18 protein-coding genes are annotated in these 21,317 nt (G+C 39.8%); 16 read left to right on the top strand and 2 right to left on the bottom strand.

The genetic code is table 11. The features are described from left to right. Nucleotides 1-40: 40 nt before the first annotated feature. The 16 genes from CPRO_RS12645 to CPRO_RS12570 all read left to right on the top strand — a co-directional run bounded on the left by CPRO_RS12645 (nucleotide 41) and on the right by CPRO_RS12570 (nucleotide 20,235). A complete protein-coding gene (locus CPRO_RS12645; protein WP_066052510.1) occupies nucleotides 41-2,362 on the top strand; it encodes an ABC transporter permease in 2,322 nt (773 codons plus the stop codon). Nucleotides 2,363-2,366: 4 nt separating this feature from the next. Further along, nucleotides 2,367-3,125 carry an ABC transporter ATP-binding protein gene (locus CPRO_RS12640; RefSeq protein ID WP_066052507.1) on the top strand — a complete coding sequence of 253 codons (759 nt, stop codon included), beginning with the start codon at nucleotides 2,367-2,369 and terminating at the stop codon, nucleotides 3,123-3,125. Nucleotides 3,126-3,500: 375 nt separating this feature from the next. Continuing rightward, nucleotides 3,501-3,935: a 30S ribosomal protein S12 gene (rpsL, locus tag CPRO_RS12635; RefSeq protein WP_066052505.1), complete on the top strand. Its 435-nt coding sequence runs from the start codon at nucleotides 3,501-3,503 to the stop codon at nucleotides 3,933-3,935. 148 nt (nucleotides 3,936-4,083) lie between these two features. Further along, entirely contained in the window at nucleotides 4,084-4,554 is a 471-nt protein-coding gene (gene rpsG / locus CPRO_RS12630; RefSeq protein WP_066052503.1) for a 30S ribosomal protein S7, read from the top strand. 124 nt (nucleotides 4,555-4,678) lie between these two features. Next, a complete protein-coding gene (gene fusA, locus CPRO_RS12625; RefSeq protein ID WP_066052500.1) occupies nucleotides 4,679-6,763 on the top strand; it encodes an elongation factor G in 2,085 nt (694 codons plus the stop codon). A 180-nt stretch (nucleotides 6,764-6,943) separates the two neighbouring features. Further along, complete coding sequence (gene tuf / locus CPRO_RS12620) at nucleotides 6,944-8,137, top strand: elongation factor Tu (RefSeq protein WP_066052497.1); 1,194 nt, start codon at nucleotides 6,944-6,946, stop codon at nucleotides 8,135-8,137. A 745-nt stretch (nucleotides 8,138-8,882) separates the two neighbouring features. Further along, complete coding sequence (locus tag CPRO_RS12615; RefSeq protein WP_236782353.1) at nucleotides 8,883-10,547, top strand: S16 family serine protease; 1,665 nt, start codon at nucleotides 8,883-8,885, stop codon at nucleotides 10,545-10,547. 458 nt (nucleotides 10,548-11,005) lie between these two features. Continuing rightward, nucleotides 11,006-13,348 carry an endopeptidase La gene (lon, locus tag CPRO_RS12610; protein ID WP_066052494.1) on the top strand — a complete coding sequence of 781 codons (2,343 nt, stop codon included), beginning with the start codon at nucleotides 11,006-11,008 and terminating at the stop codon, nucleotides 13,346-13,348. Next, nucleotides 13,339-13,947 (top strand): ribosome biogenesis GTP-binding protein YihA/YsxC, encoded by a 609-nt coding sequence (yihA, locus tag CPRO_RS12605; RefSeq protein ID WP_066052491.1) that lies wholly within the window; start codon nucleotides 13,339-13,341, stop codon nucleotides 13,945-13,947. Before lon ends, yihA begins: the two co-directional genes overlap by 10 nt. A 330-nt stretch (nucleotides 13,948-14,277) precedes the next feature. Then, complete coding sequence (locus CPRO_RS12600) at nucleotides 14,278-14,835, top strand: hypothetical protein (RefSeq protein WP_066052488.1); 558 nt, start codon at nucleotides 14,278-14,280, stop codon at nucleotides 14,833-14,835. Between the two features lie 237 nt (nucleotides 14,836-15,072). Then, a complete protein-coding gene (locus tag CPRO_RS12595; RefSeq protein WP_066052485.1) occupies nucleotides 15,073-15,912 on the top strand; it encodes a DegV family protein in 840 nt (279 codons plus the stop codon). A 268-nt stretch (nucleotides 15,913-16,180) separates the two neighbouring features. Beyond that, nucleotides 16,181-17,347 carry an alanyl-tRNA editing protein gene (locus CPRO_RS12590; protein WP_066052482.1) on the top strand — a complete coding sequence of 389 codons (1,167 nt, stop codon included), beginning with the start codon at nucleotides 16,181-16,183 and terminating at the stop codon, nucleotides 17,345-17,347. A 206-nt stretch (nucleotides 17,348-17,553) separates the two neighbouring features. Continuing rightward, a complete protein-coding gene (locus CPRO_RS12585; RefSeq protein WP_066054049.1) occupies nucleotides 17,554-18,798 on the top strand; it encodes an aminopeptidase P family protein in 1,245 nt (414 codons plus the stop codon). 2 nt (nucleotides 18,799-18,800) lie between these two features. Continuing rightward, nucleotides 18,801-19,517, top strand: a complete 717-nt coding sequence (locus CPRO_RS12580) for a DUF2161 domain-containing phosphodiesterase (RefSeq protein ID WP_066052479.1) — start codon at nucleotides 18,801-18,803, stop codon at nucleotides 19,515-19,517. Further along, complete coding sequence (locus tag CPRO_RS12575) at nucleotides 19,514-19,888, top strand: YccF domain-containing protein (protein WP_066052476.1); 375 nt, start codon at nucleotides 19,514-19,516, stop codon at nucleotides 19,886-19,888. Before CPRO_RS12580 ends, CPRO_RS12575 begins: the two co-directional genes overlap by 4 nt. A gap of 26 nt (nucleotides 19,889-19,914) precedes the next feature. Further along, a complete protein-coding gene (locus CPRO_RS12570; protein WP_066052474.1) occupies nucleotides 19,915-20,235 on the top strand; it encodes a putative heavy metal-binding protein in 321 nt (106 codons plus the stop codon). A 288-nt stretch (nucleotides 20,236-20,523) separates the two neighbouring features. Here the strand turns inward: CPRO_RS12570 and CPRO_RS12565 are convergent, their stop codons facing one another. Both CPRO_RS12565 and CPRO_RS12560 read right to left on the bottom strand, forming a co-directional pair. Continuing rightward, a complete protein-coding gene (locus tag CPRO_RS12565; RefSeq protein ID WP_066052471.1) occupies nucleotides 20,524-20,985 on the bottom strand; it encodes a DUF6773 family protein in 462 nt (153 codons plus the stop codon). After that, nucleotides 20,966-21,187 carry a helix-turn-helix transcriptional regulator gene (locus CPRO_RS12560; protein ID WP_066052470.1) on the bottom strand — a complete coding sequence of 74 codons (222 nt, stop codon included), beginning with the start codon at nucleotides 21,185-21,187 and terminating at the stop codon, nucleotides 20,966-20,968. Before CPRO_RS12560 ends, CPRO_RS12565 begins: the two co-directional genes overlap by 20 nt. Nucleotides 21,188-21,317 lie beyond the last annotated feature (130 nt).

The raw sequence follows: 21,317 nt of genomic DNA, 5'->3' as shown, positions 1-21,317 counted from the left end.
TCTTTTTTTGGACTAAGACAACTTAGAATTGAGGTGAACTATGTATCGAAAACTGATTTTGAATGATATAAAGAAAAGTAAGCTTATCACCATTACCATTACCGTATTTATTCTGTTAGCGGCAATGCTTACTTCTATGGCGGCAATACTTTCTGTGAGCCTTTTTTCCTCTATTGAAGGTATGATGGAAAAAGCGAAAACACCTCACTTTTTGCAGATGCATTCCGGCAAGATAAATTTGCAGGAACTCTTAAATTTCGTAGAGGGACAGGAAAATATTAAAGATTTTCAAGTCACATCCTTTTTAAATATAGAGGGGTCTGAGTTGATGATTGGCGAAAATTCTCTAGCTGGTTCTATCCAGGATAATGGCCTTTCTGTGCAAAGCCAACACTTTGACTTTCTTCTAAATCTTGATGGAGAGATTACTACACCCGCCAAAGGAGAGATTTATGTTCCTATTTATTATATGAAAAGTGGTCAGGCAAACATCGGGGATAGTGTTGTGATTCACGGTGTGCATTTTACAGTTGCCGGTTTTGTACGGGATTCCCAAATGAACCCTTCAATGATTTCTTCCAAACGTTTTCTTGTGAACCAGGCTGATTTTGATTTGATTAGGGATTCTGGAAAGCTAGAGTATCTCATTGAGTTTCGTTTCACCGACCCTTCTAAGGCGTCCGCTTTTGAAGCAGAATATCTTTCTAAGGGTCTTCCGTCCAACGGGCCTCCTGCTATTACCTATTCCTTGTTCAAAATGGCAAACGCAATTGACGATGGTATTATGATTGCAGTGCTAATACTCATTAGTGTACTTGTAATCATCGTTAGTTTCTTGTGTATCCGATTCACACTGCTGGCAAAAATAGAGGAGGATTACCGAGAAATAGGTGTGCTGAAAGCAATTGGACTGAGAACACATAGCATTCGGCAGTTGTATCTGGCTAAATACGGTGTCCTTGGAGGAATTGCCTGCATTGGAGGCTTTGTACTTTCCTTGTTTGCAAAAGAGCCTTTTTTAGCAAATATGCGTTTATATATGGGAGAGACCGGTGGCTCTGATCTGGGTATGTTGTTTGGAATGCTGAGTGTCTTAATTATCTTTTTTGTTGTGATGCTGTACGTGAATGGTGTTTTACGCCGTTTCAAAAATATTTCTGCGGCGGAGGCCATCCGTTTCGGGGCACCACAGGAAAAATCAAAAGTAGGAAGAGGCTTTCGACTGTCTGACGTTAGAGTGCTTTCCCCCAATATTTTTCTTGGTCTTAAGGATGTTTTGATAAGGAAAAAGCTTTATGTCACAATGCTTTTGGTACTAGTTATTTCCTGTTTTCTAATCATTGTACCACAAAATATCTACAATACCATTTCTCAGCGTAACTTTATGACCTATATGGGCATAGGGGAATGTGATATGCGAATGGATATTCAGCAACAGGATAATATTGGTATAAGAGCTGAGAAGATAGCAAGCTTTATGGCAAAGGATTCAGAGATAGAAGAATACACGGTGCTAACAAGCTATATGTTTGATATGCCTAAGCCAGATGGTACGCTTGGGAAGCTTAAGGTAGAGTTGGGGGACCATTCAATTTTTCCTATCAAATATTCGTCCGGCAAGGCACCTGAGCGTGAATCTGAGATTGCTATCTCCCGATTTGTCGCAGATGATTTGAAAATAGGTATGAATGATTCCATTAAACTGATTGTTGATGGACGAGAAAAGACCCTTACCATATGCGGGATATATTCAGATATTACAAATGGAGGCAAAACTGCCAAGGCTATTTTTCAAACGAAGGAAGGCAAGATTCTTTGGAGCATTATTCCTGTGAGGCTCCAAAGAGGAGTGGAGGCTTCCCAAAAAGTAGCTATATATAAGGAGCAGTTTTCCTATGCAAAGGTAGCGGATATTGATGAGTATGTTAAGCAGTCATTTGGCGGAATTATTGATGCAGTACAAAAGGTTTCCTATGCAGCCATTGCTATCGCTGTTATGCTTACTATACTGGTGACGGTTCTGTTTATGAAAATGCTTCTGACAAAGGAGCGCTATTCTATTGCTGTGATGAAATCCCTTGGATTCAAAACATCTGAGTTTCTTATTCAATATATGGCCAGAGCGTACACCGTACTATTTTTGGGTATATTGATTGGTACAATTTTAGCAAATACATTGGGAGAACTGTTAGGTGGAGGACTAATTGCATCCTTTGGTGCATCCACATTCCGTTTTGTGATTAATCCTGTGTTTGCGTACCTATTTTCACCGTTGCTTATGGCAGCTAGTGTTGGTGTTGCAACACGGCTAGGTATCTGGGGTATTTCCTCATTTAAAATACCGGATTATATTAAGGAGTAGGCTTATGAAGAAAATAATCAGTGGTAAAAGTATTGTTAAGACCTATGGTAAAGGGCAGGAAAAGTCAACTGCATTAAATAATGTAGATATAGAAATAACAGATGGAGAGTTTGTAGGAGTGATGGGGCCGTCAGGCTGTGGGAAATCCACACTGCTTTTTGCTTTGAGTGGTACCGATACCATTGATAGCGGAGGGATTGAATTTGATGGTCAAGCGTTATCACAGCTAAGCGAGAATGCCCTTGCTGATATGCGCAGGACAAAGATGGGTTTTGTATTTCAGCAGCCAACCATGCTTAAAAATTTGAATGTCCTTGATAATATCATTCTTCCCAGCTTACAAAACAACAAAAAAGATGCTAAAAACATAATAGCAAAAGCAAAAGGGCTCCTGAAAGACACAGGTCTATTTAATTTGGAAAATAGGGGTATCACTGAGATATCTGGTGGTCAGTTACAACGTGCCGGTATTTGCCGTGCACTAATGAATGACCCCCAAATTTTGTTTGCAGATGAGCCTACTGGTGCACTTAACTCCAAATCTTCAGAAGAAATTATGGAGTTATTTTTAGATATTCATAAAAAAGGTACCGCTATTATGCTGGTAACCCATGATGCGAAGGTTGCGTCTAGGGCGGAAAGAGTTTTGTTTATGAAAGACGGAAAAATTGAATCTCAGCTTCTTTTAGGGAAGTATGATGGGATTAGTATGGAGAGCAGAATAAATCAAATAGTTTTAAAAATGCGGGATTTTGATATATAGTATCTTTCTTATATAGTAATATAGAAGAAAGTATGAATAAAAGCTTTCTATATTAACTATCTGTTGCAGAAGGGGGTAAGAAAATAGCAACCCTTACCATATGGAGTTCATGTAACTGGATGAATTTTATAGCTACAAAATAATAATTTTTCTTATTTTTAAAGACATTTACCCTCAAAAATAGAAAATCATGTTTAAAGAGTGGGAAAAATGGTTAGCTTTTCAGAAAAACCTTGACTTTTCAGAATCCGGATGATAAAATTTCCTAGTGTCTACAACTATGGGCTTTTCTAAGCGTGCCTGTATTTGTACACTTTAAAGGCAAAATTATTGCAAGAGCAGATCGTATTTATTTTTTATAAGGAGGTGCAATTAATGCCTACGTTTAATCAGTTAGTAAGAAAAGGCAGACAGACTATTGAGAAAAAATCAACAGCACCCGCATTGCAGAAAGGCTTGAACTCTCTGCAGAAGAAAGCAACAGATGTTTCTTCTCCTCAGAAACGTGGTGTATGTACAGCAGTTAAGACTTCCACACCAAAGAAGCCTAACTCCGCGCTCAGAAAGATCGCCAGAGTTCGTCTTTCCAATGGTATTGAAGTAACAGCTTATATCCCCGGTGAAGGCCACAACCTTCAGGAGCATAGCGTTGTTTTGATCAGAGGCGGTAGAGTAAAGGACCTTCCCGGTGTGCGTTATCACATCGTCAGAGGTACATTGGATACAGCAGGCGTTGCAAAGAGAATGCAGGCTAGATCCAAATATGGCGCAAAACGCCCCAAAGCAGGCAAAACAGCGGCAAAGAAGTAATTACAATAAAATGAGAAATGCCTTATACAGATCAATACAATCTGCGATTGCTTAGACGAGATATACATTGAATGTTAAGGCATGAAAACACGGGTATCACACCCGTGAAGTACCGAGAATATGATTATTCATTAAGGAGGGAAGAATCGTGCCAAGAAAAGGACATGTTGCGAAAAGAGAGGTTTTAGCAGACCCTGTTTACAATAGCAAGCTTGTAACAAAGCTTATCAACAGCATTATGTTGGATGGTAAAAAAGGTGTTGCTGAAAAGATCGTTTATGGTGCATTCGACAAAGTAGCAGAAAAGACAGGTAAAGAAGCTTTAGAAGCTTTCGAAGAAGCTTTGGGCAATATCATGCCTGTATTGGAAGTTAAAGCACGCCGTGTAGGTGGTGCAACTTACCAGGTTCCTATGGAAGTTAGACCTGAAAGACGCCAGACTCTGGGTCTTCGTTGGTTAACCATTTATTCCAGAAAACGTGGCGAAAAGACCATGGTTGACCGTTTGGCCAACGAGCTCATCGATGCATTAAGCAATGCAGGTGGCGCTTGCAAGAAGAAAGACGAAACACACAAAATGGCAGATGCAAACAAAGCGTTCTCCCATTTCAAGTGGTAATAAATTGGAATGGATACGAAGGGTTTTGGAAATACTATTCTTTGGGCGCATTTTTTATAAGATGTGCCTAAACCCTTTCGTTTGGTTTTTGGTTTAGTGAAGGATAACAAAGGAGGAGTAAAGCGTGGCAAACAGAGAATACCCGCTTGCTAGAACCAGAAATATTGGTATCATGGCACATATTGACGCTGGTAAGACCACTCTTACAGAGCGTATTCTGTTTTATACCGGCCGTAACTACAAAATCGGCGATACCCACGAAGGTACTGCTACCATGGACTGGATGGAGCAGGAACAGGAAAGAGGTATTACAATTACCTCCGCTGCAACAACTTGTCATTGGAATGAAAACAGAATCAACATTATTGATACACCTGGACACGTTGACTTTACAGTAGAAGTAGAACGTTCCCTGCGTGTATTAGATGGTGCTGTTTGTGTTTTGGATGCAAAGGGCGGCGTTGAACCTCAGACAGAAACAGTTTGGAGACAGGCTGATAACTACATGGTACCTCGTATGATTTTCGTTAATAAAATGGATATCATGGGTGCTGATTTCCTGGGTTCTATGAAGTCTATCGTAGACAGACTGGGTTGCCATCCAGTAGCTGTTACTCTGCCTATTGGTGCAGAGAACGATTTCAAAGGCATCATTGATCTGATGAAGATGAAAGCCTACTTCTATGAAAATGCAACAGGTACAGAAGTAGATGAAGAGGAAATTCCTGCTGATTACGCAGATTTAGCAGAAGAGCACAGAGCAATTATGGTTGAAACCATCTGCGAAACAGACGAAGAGTTGATGGAAAAGTTCTTTGCTGAGGAAGAAATCTCCGAAGAAGAACTCAAGGGTGCACTGCGTAAGGCTTGTATCGCTTGCGAGTTGGTGCCTGTTATGTGTGGTTCTGCATACAGAAATAAAGGTGTTCAGAAGCTTCTGGATGGCGTTATTGATTATATGCCAGCACCCACTGACATTGCTTCAATCAAGGGTATTGACCCTGACACAGGAGAAGAAATTGAAAGACATTCTTCCGATGAAGAACCCTTCTCTGCTTTGGCATTTAAAATTATGAATGACCCCTTCGTAGGTAAGCTGGCATTCTTCCGTGTGTATTCCGGTACCTTGGATTCCGGCACATATGTTTACAACTCTACAAAGGGTAAAAAAGAACGTGTTGGCCGTATCCTGCAGATGCATGCTAACCATAGAGAAGAAATCGACAAGGTTTATTCTGGTGATATTGCGGCAGCTGTTGGCTTCAAGTTGACAACAACAGGTGATACAATTTGTCATGAGGATAACGAAGTTATTTTGGAATCCATGGTATTCCCTGAACCCGTTATCGAAGTTGCGATTGAACCTAAAACAAAAGCAGGTAGAGATAAAATGGGTATTGCATTGGCAAAATTGGCTGAAGAAGATCCCACATTTAAGACATACACAAACCCTGAAACAGGACAGACAATCATTGCAGGTATGGGCGAGTTGCACTTGGAAATTATCGTTGACCGTCTCTTGAGAGAATTCAAGGTTGAGGCAAACGTTGGTGCTCCTCAGGTATCCTATAAGGAAACCTTCCGTAAGGCTGTTGATGTTGAAGGTAAATTCGTACGTCAGTCCGGCGGTCGTGGTCAGTATGGTCACTGTAAGGTTCGTTTCTATCCTATTGGTACAGATGCAGAACACAATTATGAATTTGTAAATGCAACAGTTGGTGGTTCTATTCCTAAGGAATATATCCCCGCAATTGATAAAGGTATTCAGCAGGCAATGCAGAGCGGTATCTTAGGCGGCTACCCAGTTTTGGGTGTTAAGGCAGAAGTTTACGATGGTTCTTACCATGACGTTGACTCCTCTGAAACAGCTTATCAGGTAGCAGGTTCCATGGCTTTCAAGGAAGCTATGAGAAAAGGTGACGCAGTTCTGCTGGAGCCTATCATGAAGGTTACAGTAACTGTACCCGAGGACTATATGGGTGATGTTATCGGTGATATTAACTCTCGTCGTGGTCGTATTGATGGTATGGAAGCTAGATCTAACGCACAGATCATTCATTCCTTCGTGCCTTTGGCTGAAATGTTCGGTTACTCCACAGACCTTCGCTCCAAGACACAGGGTCGTGGTAACTATGTAATGGAAGTAGACCATTATGAACCTTGCCCTAAATCCGTTCAGGAGAAGGTTTTGGAAGGTAAAAAACAGTAATAAAATCAGTGATATATCAAGATTGATTTCGATTAGAAAAAGTACCAAAATATCCATTGTGTGGCTATTTTAGTATTGCAAAAATAAGGGAAGTCTAATATAATTGTAGTCGATAGGTGCATTCCAGTAAATGTGCTAAACTCAATAGATTTCCACAAACCTAAAGGAGGATAATTTAAAATGGCAAAGCAAAAATTTGAAAGAACCAAACCTCATGTAAATATTGGTACAATCGGTCACGTTGACCACGGCAAAACAACTCTTACAGCAGCGATTACAAAAACACTGTTCGAAAGATACAAACTGGGACAAGAAGTTGCTTTTGATAATATCGATAAGGCTCCCGAAGAAAGAGAACGTGGTATCACAATTTCCACATCTCACGTTGAATATGAAACACCTGTTAGACACTACGCTCACGTTGACTGCCCCGGACATGCTGACTATGTAAAGAACATGATCACAGGTGCTGCTCAGATGGACGGTGCTATCCTTGTTGTTGCTGCAACTGATGGTCCTATGGCTCAGACAAGAGAGCACATTTTGCTTTCCCGTCAGGTAGGCGTTCCCTACATTGTTGTATTTATGAACAAGTGCGACATGGTAGATGACGAAGAACTTCTTGACTTGGTTGAAATGGAAATCAGAGACCTTCTTTCCGAGTATGAATTCCCCGGTGATGATATTCCTATCATCAGAGGTTCTGCTTTACAGGCTCTTCAGGATCCTGCTGGCCCTTGGGGCGACAAGATCGTTGATTTGTTCAACGAAATCGAAGGCTATATCCCTAACCCTAAGCGTGATGTAGATAAGCCTTTCTTGATGCCTGTCGAAGACGTATTCTCCATCACTGGCCGTGGTACTGTTGCAACTGGTAGAGTTGAAAGCGGTGTTGTTAAGGTTCAGGAAGAAGTTGAAATCGTTGGTTTGGCTGAAGAAACAAGAAAAGTTGTTGTAACTGGCGTTGAAATGTTCCGTAAACTTTTGGATCAGGCTGAAGCTGGCGACAACATCGGTGTTCTTCTTCGTGGTGTTCAGAGAACAGATATCGAAAGAGGACAGGTATTGGCTAAACCCGGTTCCATTACACCTCACACAAAGTTCAAAGCTCAGGTTTACGTATTGAGCAAAGAAGAAGGTGGCCGTCATACTCCTTTCTTCAACAACTACAGACCTCAGTTCTACTTCAGAACAACTGACGTTACAGGCGTTATCTCTTTGCCCGCTGGTATTGAAATGTGTATGCCTGGCGACAACGTAGAAATGCAGATTGAATTGATTACTCCCGTAGCTATGGCTCAGGGTCTTCGTTTCGCTATCCGTGAAGGTGGTAGAACAGTAGGCGCTGGTTCCGTAGTAGAAATCTCCGAGTAAGATTCATTCAAATTGAATGGTATTGGTATGCTTTTTCCTTAGGGGATAAGCGTAGCAAGTGTGCCTTAAGTGTACCCACTTCAATGGATTCTGGGCATAGCCCAATTAGTAATAGAACATTTATCCTTAAATTTTAAGGGTATTTAGAAAGTGCACCCCAAATATTCAATATTTGGTGGTGCACTTTTTTTGTGCCATTAGCATGAGGAAGTCAGTCACAGCGCAGATGGTATGGATGTTACCTTCTTTCAGAAGGATTATATTATTTTTTGACATAAAATATTAGAAAAACAGTTTCTGTATCAAGAGCAATTGTTAAAGGTGTTATTGCAATACACTCTAAGGCATTGAAAGTAGCTGCCCTTTATAGTAGTAGGAAAAACATCAGTTGATGGAGTGGGTTGTGAGGGCGAGGTGAAAATGAAAATGCACTTAGTATATAATTCTAGGTTAACTGAGAGTATTATGTTTACTAATTTGTCAAAAAACTGATAACTGAATAGGGGTTTCGCTTGTATGGGTATCAGGAAAAATAAGATGAAAAAGCTAAGAATGATTACCGTGAAACAAAAGATTATGTGGAATTTAAGCTGATTATTTAGGGAAGATTTGTATAGGGATTACATAAATTTTAGCATTTTTTTCGTAAAGATTATACAAAGTGTGTGGTTTTTACTTCCTATGGCATAGACTTTTCATTTTTCGGAATACTAATATCAGGAAAATCGAAAAGGGAGAGGATTTTGTGAACGGATGGAACGTTTTGACCATAGTGCAAATACTGTTTTTCGGAATGGGTGCCTACTATTTTTTTACAAGAGTTCAGAAAAAACAGTTAAAGGGTGAATTTTCACCAGCAGAAAATACGAGACAGCTGGAAGAGCTGGATGGTATGCGGCAGCAAAAGTTGACTGTTCCTTTAGCGGAGCAGACACGTCCAAAGGATTTGGCAGAAATTATTGGTCAGGAAAAGGCAATTAAGGCCCTAAGGGCTGCTCTATGCGGACCGAATCCCCAGCACATTTTAATTTATGGACCACCTGGTGTGGGAAAAACTGCTGCCGCTCGTTTAATTTTAGAGGAAGCTAAGGAAAAAGAGGGTAGTCCATTTTCGGAAAAAGCAAAGTTTGTTGAAATAGATGCGACTACCCTTCAGTTTGACGAAAGAAATATAGCAGACCCTTTAATGGGGTCTGTGCATGATCCCATTTATCAAGGAGCAGGTGTATTTGGACAGATGGGTGTGCCACAGCCTCGTCCCGGTGCCATTTGTGAAGCCAATGGAGGTGTATTGTTTATCGATGAAATCGGTGAGCTCCATCCAGTTCAAATGAATAAGCTTCTTAAGGTATTAGAGGATAGAATTGCTCGTTTTCAGAGCAGCTATTATAACAGGGAAAACAAAAACATACCACCTTATATTCACGAAATGTTTCAAAAAGGAATTCCTGCTGATTTTCGTCTGATTGGGGCAACCACAAGGAACCCCGCTGATATTCCTCCGGCGCTTAGGTCACGTTGCACAGAAATATTTTTTGAGGGGTTGGATGAAAAAGCAGTGGAACAAATTGCAAGAAACAGCTTGAACAGAGGTGGTTTTCCCTATGAAGAAGGCCTTAGTAAAAAAATCGCATGCTATGCTAGAGGGGGACGAGACACGGTAAATATTGTTCAATCCTTAACATCCCTGGCGGCTATGGAGGGAAACAGAAAAATTACATTTGCCGATATGGAATGGGTGGCGGAAACGGGGAGGTATCAACCGATTTTGCGAAGAAAAGTAAGTAAGAAGGCTCAAATTGGGGTAGTTAACGGAATGGCTGTTCAAGGCGGCGGTGGCGGTGCACTTCTAGCCATAGAAGCAACTGTTTTAAAAGCCGAAAAAGGGTTGTTGACAGTAACGGGTATTGTGGAAGAAGAAGAAATAAAGGGCAGACAGCGTTCTAGCCGACGGAAAAGTAATGCCCGCAGTTCTGCAGAAAATGTACTCACTGTCTTGGAGAAGTATGGTTTTAAAAAAGATGAGTATCAAGTTCACATTAATTTTCCGGGAGGAACTCCTGTGGACGGTCCGTCGGCAGGTGTTGCCATGTTTTTAGCGGTGTATTCTGCTTTTACTGGTGCCGCAGTAGATGGGGAGATTGCACTGACAGGAGAAATTGGACTGAGAGGACAAGTATTACCTGTTGGTGGTGTTTCGGATAAACTTGCCGCAGCTATGGAGGCGGGCGTACAAAGAGCCTTTATTCCTAAAGAAAATTGGAGAGATGCTTTTACAAAGTTGAGTATCTCTGTAGAGCCTTTAGAAAATGTAGATGAGCTTTTAGAAAAGATTTTCCGAAAAGGCGAAAACAACGGGTATGTGGATGAAAGCGGAATTTTGACAGCCCAAGAGGGTAATTCATGGTAAATTTGGTGAAAAGTCACTTGGTTATTTGACCGAAGCGCCAATTTAGGGTATAATATGTAAAGTTTTAGCGGAGAACCTCGAATTTGAGCGGCTTGTTTCATTTGGGTTTAAAGGGGTACCTATTTCTAATAGAAGTAGGTACCTAAAGATAAATTGGAATAAAAGAAAAGATTTAAGCTGTCTGATTATATATTTCGTTATATTCGTAACCGTTTATCAAAATACTTATTGACCGTTTTTAAATTATGATTGAAAGTTTCCATTGGAAACGATGTGTATTTGGGAAATTTGGAATAAAAGACACACAAATTGTGTTTTTGAATCTGCACATAAATTTTGATTAGAGAGACTTTCATTTTCAAGATTGAAAGAAATGAAGGACTTATATTTTTAACTGGATTTTCGCTTATCTTTAAAGCAGAATATACCCTATTAGGTTAGAAAACAGAGGTGAAAGAATGGAGAAAAAAGAAACGATTAAAATACCCATAATTGCTTTAAGAGGATTGACTGTTTTCCCCCATATGGCAATCAGCTTTCCTGTTAACAGGACGAGATCTTTAGATTCCGTTGCTGAAGCGGAGAAAAATGGTGGTCAAGTGTTTTTGGCTACACAAATTAACCCTCAAACACCCAATCCCGAGCAAGAGGATTTATATACAATTGGTACTTTATGTGTAATAAAGCAAGTACTTAAGCTTCCCGGTAACATGACTCACGTTATTGTAGAGGGAAAGGAAAGAGGAAGGCTGGAGAGTATTTGGACAAAAACTTCTTCAGATTATGCAGAAATAACACTTTTGGAACAAGATTTGCCAGAAGAGCCTGATGACTATTTGAAGGCTTACATGCGTGTGGCAATTCAAAATTATGAGGAATACACCAAATATGTACCCAACAGTACCGCCACAGATCTTTTAAGCAGTGTAGAAGCTGCTTCGAAGCCAGGGAAACTGGCAGATTTGATTGCAGCAGGGCTTGAAATATCTTATGAGCGTAAGCAAAGAATTCTTGAGATGCTAAATCCCATGGAGCGCTTGGAAGCGGTATTGGAGATTATGCAGAACGAAAAAGATATTCTAACAATTAAGAAAGAAATTGAAAGTAAAACAAAAACTCGCATTGAGCAAAACCAAAGAGAATATTATCTTCGGGAAGAAATGAAGGTAATTCAAGAGGAGTTAGGTGATAAGGACGGAATTGGTGCTGACGCCGAGAAATACCGCAAGCAACTGGAGAAAAAGAATCCGCCTGAGATTGTAAGAACAGCAATTGAAAAAGAAATTACCAGAATGCTTCGGATTCCTGTTACATCTCCGGAATCCAATGTGTCCAGAAACTATATTGAAACACTATTGAGCCTGCCTTGGATAGAAACAACCCAAGAGAGCTTTGATTTGGCTGAGGCAGAGCAGATTTTAAACGAAGACCATTATGGACTGGAAAAAGTAAAGGAACGTATCTTGGAGTATTTGGCAGTGAGAAAAAATGTTCCTGAGGAGAGACCCACAATTCTTTGTTTGGTTGGACCTCCGGGAATTGGAAAAACCTCCATTGCTCGCTCTGTTGCCAGAGCATTAGACCGTAAATATATCAGAATGTCTCTCGGTGGCGTAAAGGATGAGGCAGAAATAAGAGGGCACAGAAAAACCTATATTGGGGCAATGCCTGGCCGAATTATAAACGCTATGAAGCAAGCCGGCACAATAAATCCTTTAATGCTTTTGGATGAAATTGACAAGTTGGGTGTTTCCCATAACGGAGATCCTGCGGCGGCGTTGCTAGAAGTTTTGGATGGGGAGCAAAACAGCACTTTCCGTGATCATTTTATTGAATTGCCCTATGATCTTTCAAAAGTACTTTTTATGTGTACTGCCAATAGTTTGGATACCATACCAAAGCCACTTTTGGACAGAATGGAAGTCATTTCTCTGGGGAGCTATACATCTCAGGAGAAATTGCATATTGCAAAGGAGCATTTCATTGAAAAGCAGTGCAAACGAAACGGATTAAGCGCAGGACAAATAAAATTTAAAGATGATGCCTTAGAACAAATCATCGACGGGTACACAAGAGAGGCTGGCGTGAGACAGCTGGAGAGAGTAATCGGTGAGATTTGCAGAAAAACAGTAAAGAAGATTTTATCGGGCGAAGTAAAAAGTGTAACTGTTTCTGGAAAAACCTTGGAAAGCATTCTAGGAAAAAGAAAATATGGAAAAGATACAATTTACGTGAAACCTCAGGTTGGTATTGTTCGTGGCTTAGCCTGGACATCTGTGGGAGGAACCACTCTTTCCATTGAGGTGAATGCCATGGAAGGGGACGGGAAATTTAAGCTTACGGGGAACGTAGGCAAGGTGATGATGGAATCGGCGGAAGCCGCTATCAGCTATATCCGCTCACAAGCCAAAATCTTTGGATTAGAACCAGATTTTTATAAAAGGAATGATATCCATATACATATCCCCGAAGGGGCAACGCCAAAGGATGGTCCTTCTGCGGGTATTACCATGGCTACAGCTATTCTTTCTGCTTTAATCAAAGAAGAAGTGCATCACGATGTTGCCATGACAGGAGAGGTTACCATTCGAGGCAGAGTACTGCCCATTGGTGGATTACAAGAAAAGGTGCTTGCTGCAAAGAAGGTGGGCATAAAAACAGTAATTCTTCCATGGGAAAATGACAAAGACTTAACAGAAATTAATGACGAAATCAAAGATGGCATTGAATTCGTTTTGGCAAAAACTATGGAAGATGTATTAAAGGTTGCATTGGTGAAGGGAGTGAAGATATGGAAGTAAGAGAGACCTCTTTGGCGGCAATCGGAACAAATTTTTCCCACTATCCTGTGGATGGCAGATTGGAAATTGCCTTTGCCGGCAAATCAAATGTAGGAAAATCTACTTTGATTAATGCTATGCTAGGCCGCAGAGCGTTGGCGAGAACCAGTTCACAGCCAGGCAAAACAAGAACAATCAATTTTTATGATGTGAATGGGCAAATGTATATTGTGGATTTACCGGGATATGGTTATGCGAAAGCACCTAAAACGGAAATTGAAAAATGGGGCAAGATGATTGAAGAATATTTGGGCAAACGTGAAGAGCTCAAAGCTATTATACTTTTACTGGATCTGCGTCATGAACCGGGCAAAAATGATGTGATGATGTATGAATGGTTAAAGCATTATGGTTATGACATTATTATTGCGGCGACCAAATCCGATAAATTGAATCGCAGTCAGATTCCCAAGCAGTTATCTGTGATTCGCAAAGCATTGAATCTTGGCCCCGAGGATGTTTTAATACCCTTTTCAGGAGAGAAAAAAACAGGAGTCGATGAGCTTTGGGCAGTGATTGAAAAATTTCTGGAGAATGATTCTGAAAAAAATTCTCAATGATAAGTTAGGTATGAAAGCATGGGCTAATCATGAACAATGCTCTTTCTCTATGTAAGAAGAAATCAGGAGCTGGCTAAAGTAAAAATGTACACTTGCTTTTTATTAAAGTTCTCAAAACTTTGAAACCCGCATGCCAATTGGGGGTTTCAATAGTTATGAGAGAAACTGCTAGATTTCCACATAGTATTTGGGTGACACTTACTGAAAAGTAAGTGTTTTTTATTAAGATTTATAGAATCTTAATAAAGTGTAAAAAAAATACAAAGAAGAAGGAGTTATACTATGATTAAATAAAAGAAATCATAAAGAATTATTTGGAGGTAATTTATAATGAAAAACAAAAAAAGTCCTTTTTTTACTTTTTGCTGTTCTCTGGTGCCGGGAGCAGGTGAAATGTATATGGGTCTCTACAAACAGGGAATCAGCTTAATGATTCTGTTTTTTGGAGTGGGAGCCATTGGTGGTTGGACGGGAGTAGAGGTTCTTTGGGCAATTGCACCGGTTGTTTGGTTTTTTAGCTTTTTTCATACCCACAATCTGCGGAGTATGCCAGAAGAGGAGTTCTTAGAGGAAAAAGACCGTTATTTCCTCTTTCAAGATTTTGATATGGCAAATGCAGATGACTTTTTGAAAAGAAACAAAAAGATTATTGCAATAGCCTTGATTCTTTGGGGTATCTGTATGCTGGTTCAAATTTGTATGAACCTGTTAGATCCTTTCTTCGGTGGGTTTTTATGGGAGTTGGCATGGCGGATGAACGGCAATACAGGACGGATTATTGTAGCTGTAGCTATGCTGTTGTGTGGTTTTTACTTATTGAAAAGAAGGAACGATGAAATCACTGAAGAAGAAAAGACAGAAGAAATGATAGAAGAAATAATTGAATAAATAAAAGCTGTTTTGTTTCAGCCCTAGAATGAAAAAATTTTAGGGCTTTTTTCATGGGTTTTGTTTTGCAGAACAGGGATTTACATTTGGCAGGTGTAGCTGCTTATTCCAAAATATCCCCAGATTCATTATTAAAAAACAGTTGACGCGGTTTTAAAAACTATTATAATTAATATGAAGAAAACATATTAATTTATGCTATTTACGTTTTATACGTTTTATAAAAGGAGGAGAAATATGGTACAGATTATTACGGATAGTACTTGTGATTTACCTCATAAGAGATTAGAGGAAATTGGTGTTATATGCGTGCCTTTAACTGTGCATTTTGGAGAAGAAACATTTATTGATGGAGAAAACCTCACAGCAGAGGAATTTTATCAACATCTTCGTACGAATCCTGAGATTCCCACAACAGCACAGCCTACACCGCATTCCTTTGAAAAAGCTTTTCAAGGAGCCTTAGATAAAGGCGATGACATCCTTTGCATTTTAATTGGCAGTAAATTGAGCGGGACTGTGCAGTCAGCCAATATCGCCAAGGCTACTATTGGAAGTGATAGAATTTGGATTGTAGATACCAATCAGGTATGCAGTTCTTTGGGTCTTTTGGTTGAAATAGCGGCGAAGTGGGCAAAAGAGGGAGCAACAGCAGAGGAATTGTTTGAAGAAATCAGTGAATTGTCCTGCAGGGCCAGAATTTATGCCGCAATAGAAACCCTGAAATATATTAGAAAAGGCGGACGATTATCCGGTGCCGCGGCAGTTGTGGGCACGATGCTAAATTTGCACCCTATCTTAACGGTTGAGAACGGTTTGGTAATCAATTCAGCAAAAGCAAAGGGAAAGAAAAAAATGATTACCATGATGAAAGAGCTTGCTATGACCCATGGTGTAGATGAAAATTATCCTATTATGTTTTGTCATGGTGCTGCAGAAGAAAATTTGACTGTTTTAAAGGACTGTTTTGCCGAGGATTATGATATATCTAATTCCCTTGACGGCTTTATAGGACCAGTGGTAGGCACGTATTCTGGGCCGGGTACAGTTGCCATTGGATTTATTATAAAAAAATAAACTTTCAAGATGTAAAGCAGGCATTGTTCCAGAGAACAGTACCTGCTTTTTTTGTACACTGAACTGGAAGGATTATGTTTCGACAAAAAGCTAAGGGATTTTCACAAACGATAGGCAAGAAAAAATTACTATTAATTTAGTGGTTCTGATTGCATTTTTCACTCTGGTTGGTGAACTTCATTACGAAAATAATCCTTGGGATTGACCGGTCTTTTCTTGAGGATAAAAGCGTGATATACTGTGGTAAAGTATGACAGGAGGCAAAAAAATGACTGAAAAATTATTTTATCTGAATGGTTATAGCACCGAATTTAAGGGGACTGTGCTTTCTTGTGAAAAAAGCAAAGAGAGCTATCATATTGTATTAAATCAAACGCTGTTTTATCCTGAAGGAGGGGGACAACCCGCAGATAAAGGAACTTTGGGCGGTGTTGCCGTATTTGATGTACATGAGAAAAATGGAGAAATTATTCATTATGCTGAAGCCCCCTTGGCTGTTGGGATTGAAGTAGAGGGTAAAATTGATTGGGCGCACCGTTTTGATTTGATGCAGAACCATTCAGGAGAGCATATTCTATCGGGAATTATCTGCAAAAAATATCATTGTGATAATATTGGTTTTCATATGGGGCGAGAAGGAATCACCATTGATTTTAATGCCAAAATTCCCGAGGAGGACTTAGGTTGGCTGGAAGAGAGGGCAAATCAGGCAATCTGGAAGAATACACCCATTGACATTACTTATCCTGAAAAAGAGGAATTGGAAGAATTAGACTATCGCAGTAAGATTGAGCTGACGGGCGAAGTTCGTATTGTCAAGGCGGGAGAATATGACTGCTGTGCCTGCTGTGGAACCCACGTGAAGTTAGCAGGAGAAATTGGGATAATTAAAATCGTCGGTGTGCAGAATTATAAAGGTGGTACTCGATTGGAACTGCTTTGTGGGAAAAGAGGATTGGCTTATTACCAGAAAATTCATCAAGCCGCCAAAGAAGTAGGCAGGGCACTATCTGTACAAGAGGAGAAAATCAGCCTTAGTGTACAAAAGCTTTTGTTGGAAAAGGATGGATATATTCAAGAATTGAAAAAGTGGAAATGGCAGGTATTCATGCACCGAATTGAAAAACTGCCCCAGGATGTAGAGGATATATTGATAATTGAGGATGAACTCAGCGGAAAAGATATGACTGCCTTGGCGGATTTGGCAGTGGAAAAAATTGACGGACGTGCCATTGTAATGACACCTTCTGAGGATGGATTTGCTTTTGTACTGGTTAGCCGAAAAATGGATGCCAGAAAAATTGTAGAGATATTGAAAAAAACCTTTGATTGTAAGGGAGGTGGCAAAGATGGCGCAGTGCAGGGGAAACTAACGGGAGATAGAGGGGAAATCATATCTTTTTTACAGGAAGCGGGTTATTATTTTGCAGAATAGTATTACCTTAAAACTGAGAGATGCCCTCTTAATACCTAGGTGAAGGAGTTCTTTGTGTTTCTCACCTTGGTGGTGAAAATTCTCTGATGGATAATGAATTCTTGGGAAAATAAAGCTTAATAAAATCTTTCGTTTTTTAACTGGTTTTCTTAGAAGCTGTTTTGATAAAATGTGATAAAATAAAGGAGAAAGGCTTGGTGTTTCAAATGGGAGGCTTTCAGAAGAATAGAGATAAATTGATAGAACGTTTGACAGAGAACAGTGTTGCAGTGGTTTTTGCGGGGCAAGCACCCTACAAGAGAGGTGATGAGCAGTATCCCTTTTCCCCTGACAGAAATTTTTATTATGTTACGGGAATAGAGCGGGAAAACTGTGTTTTCTTTCTGGCAAAGACATCCGCAGGTATAACAACTACCCTATACATTCCCAGAGATAACGGAATTATGGCAAAGTGGGTGGGGGCAAATATGACAGCTGAGGAAGCAAGAGAGATATCTGAAATTCAAAATATAGAATTTATTGATAGCTTTCGAAAGGATTTTGCAGAGTTCATTTTTAAGCATAACATCAAAATGGTTTATCTGGACTTAGAAAATAGAGATTGGAATGCCTTGCCCAGTGCTGCCCTTTCTTTTGCAAAGGAGATGAGAGAGCAGTATCCTGCTGTTGATATGGGTAATCTTTATCCCATTTTTAGCGATTTACGTTTGATAAAAGAGGAATGGGAATTGGAGCGCATGCGTAAGGCAATGGCGATTACCCAAGAGGGCTTTCTTGCAATGATGGAGCATGCTCGTGAAGGGATGATGGAATATGAAATTGAGGCATATTATGATTTTGTCCTGACTAAAAGAGGTGTGCGGCATAAGGCTTTTCAGACCATTGCGGCGGCAGGGAGAAGAGGAACCATCCTTCATTATGTTTCAAACAATGAAAAAACCAAAGATGGCGACTTGATTTTGGTGGATGCAGGTGCTCAGATGGATTGGTATAGTGGAGACATAACCCGTACCTTCCCTGTGAACGGAAAATTTACCGAAAGGCAAAAAGAAGTTTACAACATTGTTTTGGCAGGACATCAAAAAGTGATTGATACCATTGGACCTGGTGTGCCTTTTACACGGTTAAATGAGGTTTTAAAAGAGCACTATCTTGTGGAACTCAAAAAAATTGGGTTAGTGGAAACCATGGAAGATGTAGCAAAATATTATTATCATGGAGTAAGCCATTATTTAGGAGCGGAAACCCACGATATCGGACGATATCTGGACAGAAATTTACAGGCGGGTATGGTGCTGACTGTGGAGCCTGGGTTATATATTGAGGAGTGGGAAATCGGTATTCGTATTGAGGATGATGTTTTGGTAACAGAAGGTGGTTGTGAAGTTATGACAAAAGATCTGATAAGAAGCGTTGCCGATATTGAAGCATTTATGGCTAAAGGAAGATAGGAATGAATATAAAAGAAACGGATTTATATGAGCCCATTCGGATTTTTTTGGAGAATCAAGGTTTTCAGGTGCAGGCAGAAGTAAAGCATTGCGATATTGCCGCAATAAAGGAAGGGCAAACCGTTATTATAGAGCTGAAAAAAAGCTTTAACTTAAAGTTGGTTTATCAGGCTTTGGAGCGGCAAAGTCTAACGGATGAAGTTTTTGTTGCCATTCCTCGACCCCAAAAGGGACAGAGAGAGCGAGCATGGAAGGATATGCTGAGGCTATTAAAGCGATTGGAGCTTGGACTGATTACTGTTGCGTTAGATAGCCCAATGCAATCTGTTGATGTTATTTTAGAGCCAGCTGACAGCATGATTCGGAAAAGCCGCAAGAAGCAGGAGCGGTTCATGGCAGAGCTGGAAAATCGCCATGTGGCTGAAAATGTGGGTGGTATGAACCGGAAAAAGATCATGACTGCTTATCGGGAGAAAGCCATTGAGCTTTGCTGTATGATAGAAGCTTTTGGGCAGATTTCTCTAAAAGCGTTGCGAGAGTTGGGGAAGGACGATAAGTACGCCTCTAATCTTAGGAGCAATGCCTATCAATGGTTTGAAAGAGTTGAAAAGGGTGTGTATGAGCTTACAGAGGCAGGTCATGAAGTGCTTACATCCCTAGATTATGAAAAAGCCGTTGACTATTATAGAGCGTTTTATAGAAAGGAAAAAGAACAATGAGCGTGTTGGGGAATATTCTTTGGCTGATATTTGGCGGACTTCTTACTGCAATTGGTTGGTTCTTAGCGGGAATTGTTTGCTGTATCACAATCATAGGAATACCCATTGGATTGCAGTGTTTTAAATTTGCAGAGATGGTAATTTGGCCCTTTGGGACTGAAATACATTATGGTAATTTAAACTCAGGCTCAATTATTCTAAATGTAATTTGGATTTTGTTGTGTGGTCTTGAGTTAGCAATGGGTTCTTTGGCATTAGGTATTGCATGTTGTGTGACCATAATTGGGATTCCCTTTGGCATTCAGCATTTTAAATTTGCAGGACTTGCTTTAATGCCCTTTGGGGCACAAATGCGCAGGGTGATTTACTAAAAAAGAGAAAAGAGAGGGATAATAGAATGATTATTACAACGACAAATAGTATTGAAGGAAAAGAAATTTTATCTTATCAGGGCATTGTTTTTGGCGAGGTTGTTGCAGGTGTGAACTTCGTAAAGGATATGGTTGCCGGTTTAAGCAATTTTTTTGGCGGTAGATCCGGTACTTATGAGGACGAATTAATCAATGCAAGGGAGCAAGCCATTGCAGAGATGATGAAAAGAGCCAATGCTATGGGGGCAAATGCCATAGTGGGTGTAGATGTTGATTACGAAGTTTTAGGAGCTGACAATGGGATGCTGATGGTTAGTGTTTCCGGCACAGCAGTGGTTTGTAAATAATAATTCAGTGATTGTATTGTAAAGTGAAAATGAGAGAAATTTTGGATTTCAAATGTCAGGGTTCTATTAAACAAACTTATAATCTAATTGAAGGTAAAAGCCCGTATACTTTGAAATTATCTTGGTATACGGGCTTTTTTATATCTGTAAGTCAATTATGCACGAACTCTAAAATCTTGAAAAAGGTGCTTAATTGTTTCGGAAAAAGCAAGTGTAGATAAACTTGAGTTTATAAGCTTTTTTGTTCAAAACACATAGAGCTGTTTTTGTTTAAAGCTTCGATCAAAATCAATCTTCACAATTGGTTTCCATTTTACTTATTTTTTTATGATACATCTTTACAGATATACTTAAAGTTAAAAAGGTGATAGCGAATATGAAAATGAACATAAAAACACCTGTTGCTATGGAGCCCATTAAAGCATTGTATTTCAAATAAGAGGAAATGGAAAAAATCAGGGCACAAACCAGGCCTGAAACCAGACTTAAAACAGCATTGTATTTTCCCGTAGGTTTCAGTCGTCTATCCCAAATTCCGTTTTTCATACTGCCGATGGACATATAAAGGGAAAGACAAAACAGAATAATCCATTCACCGGCGACGGAGCGAATAACATCTTCATCGAATATAAGTATTTGCACTAATATCGCTATAAGGAGACCCCAAAAGGCCAGCCAGCACCCTTTATGTTCAATTTCCAAAAGTTTTTTTTCTTGCATTTCATCTAAGTTATTGTTTTGCAGTTTCATTGTTATCATCCTCTCCAAAAAGTTCGTCTAAAGTTTTGCCAAGAACCTTACAGATTGCTCGGCATAATTTTATAGTGGGGTTATATTCCCCCTGTTCGATGGCATTCATTGTCTGCCGTGAAATAGCCACTTTTTCTGCAAGCTGTTTTTGCGTCATATCTAACTGGGCGCGAGCAACCTTAATTGCAATATTTCTTCCCATAACATCACCTCTTTGACATATATTGAAACAAAAATTACTTAATGTCAAGTATATACGACACTAATTAAAATAAATTAAAGTTTTTTGTTTGAGGAGTAATATTTTTATTTTAAGAAAGCTTTTAATTTCC

Source organism: Anaerotignum propionicum DSM 1682, from assembly GCF_001561955.1.
Classification (GTDB): domain Bacteria; phylum Bacillota; class Clostridia; order Lachnospirales; family Anaerotignaceae; genus Chakrabartyella; species Chakrabartyella propionicum.
This window is presented reverse-complemented; position numbering and strand designations above follow the sequence as displayed.

What these genes read in the sequence shown, in the direction of transcription:
- tuf (WP_066052497.1), top strand. Translation starts at nt 6,944, where the DNA reads ATGGCAAAGCAAAAATTTGAAAGAACCAAACCTCATGTAAATATTGGT.
- CPRO_RS12600 (WP_066052488.1), top strand. Translation starts at nt 14,278, where the DNA reads ATGAAAAACAAAAAAAGTCCTTTTTTTACTTTTTGCTGTTCTCTGGTG.
- CPRO_RS12590 (WP_066052482.1), top strand. Translation starts at nt 16,181, where the DNA reads ATGACTGAAAAATTATTTTATCTGAATGGTTATAGCACCGAATTTAAG.
- CPRO_RS12565 (WP_066052471.1), bottom strand. Translation starts at nt 20,985, where the DNA reads ATGAAACTGCAAAACAATAACTTAGATGAAATGCAAGAAAAAAAACTT.
- CPRO_RS12570 (WP_066052474.1), top strand. Translation starts at nt 19,915, where the DNA reads ATGATTATTACAACGACAAATAGTATTGAAGGAAAAGAAATTTTATCT.
- CPRO_RS12640 (WP_066052507.1), top strand. Translation starts at nt 2,367, where the DNA reads ATGAAGAAAATAATCAGTGGTAAAAGTATTGTTAAGACCTATGGTAAA.
- CPRO_RS12645 (WP_066052510.1), top strand. Translation starts at nt 41, where the DNA reads ATGTATCGAAAACTGATTTTGAATGATATAAAGAAAAGTAAGCTTATC.
- CPRO_RS12585 (WP_066054049.1), top strand. Translation starts at nt 17,554, where the DNA reads ATGGGAGGCTTTCAGAAGAATAGAGATAAATTGATAGAACGTTTGACA.
- CPRO_RS12580 (WP_066052479.1), top strand. Translation starts at nt 18,801, where the DNA reads ATGAATATAAAAGAAACGGATTTATATGAGCCCATTCGGATTTTTTTG.
- CPRO_RS12560 (WP_066052470.1), bottom strand. Translation starts at nt 21,187, where the DNA reads ATGGGAAGAAATATTGCAATTAAGGTTGCTCGCGCCCAGTTAGATATG.
- CPRO_RS12575 (WP_066052476.1), top strand. Translation starts at nt 19,514, where the DNA reads ATGAGCGTGTTGGGGAATATTCTTTGGCTGATATTTGGCGGACTTCTT.
- lon (WP_066052494.1), top strand. Translation starts at nt 11,006, where the DNA reads ATGGAGAAAAAAGAAACGATTAAAATACCCATAATTGCTTTAAGAGGA.
- yihA (WP_066052491.1), top strand. Translation starts at nt 13,339, where the DNA reads ATGGAAGTAAGAGAGACCTCTTTGGCGGCAATCGGAACAAATTTTTCC.
- rpsL (WP_066052505.1), top strand. Translation starts at nt 3,501, where the DNA reads ATGCCTACGTTTAATCAGTTAGTAAGAAAAGGCAGACAGACTATTGAG.
- CPRO_RS12595 (WP_066052485.1), top strand. Translation starts at nt 15,073, where the DNA reads ATGGTACAGATTATTACGGATAGTACTTGTGATTTACCTCATAAGAGA.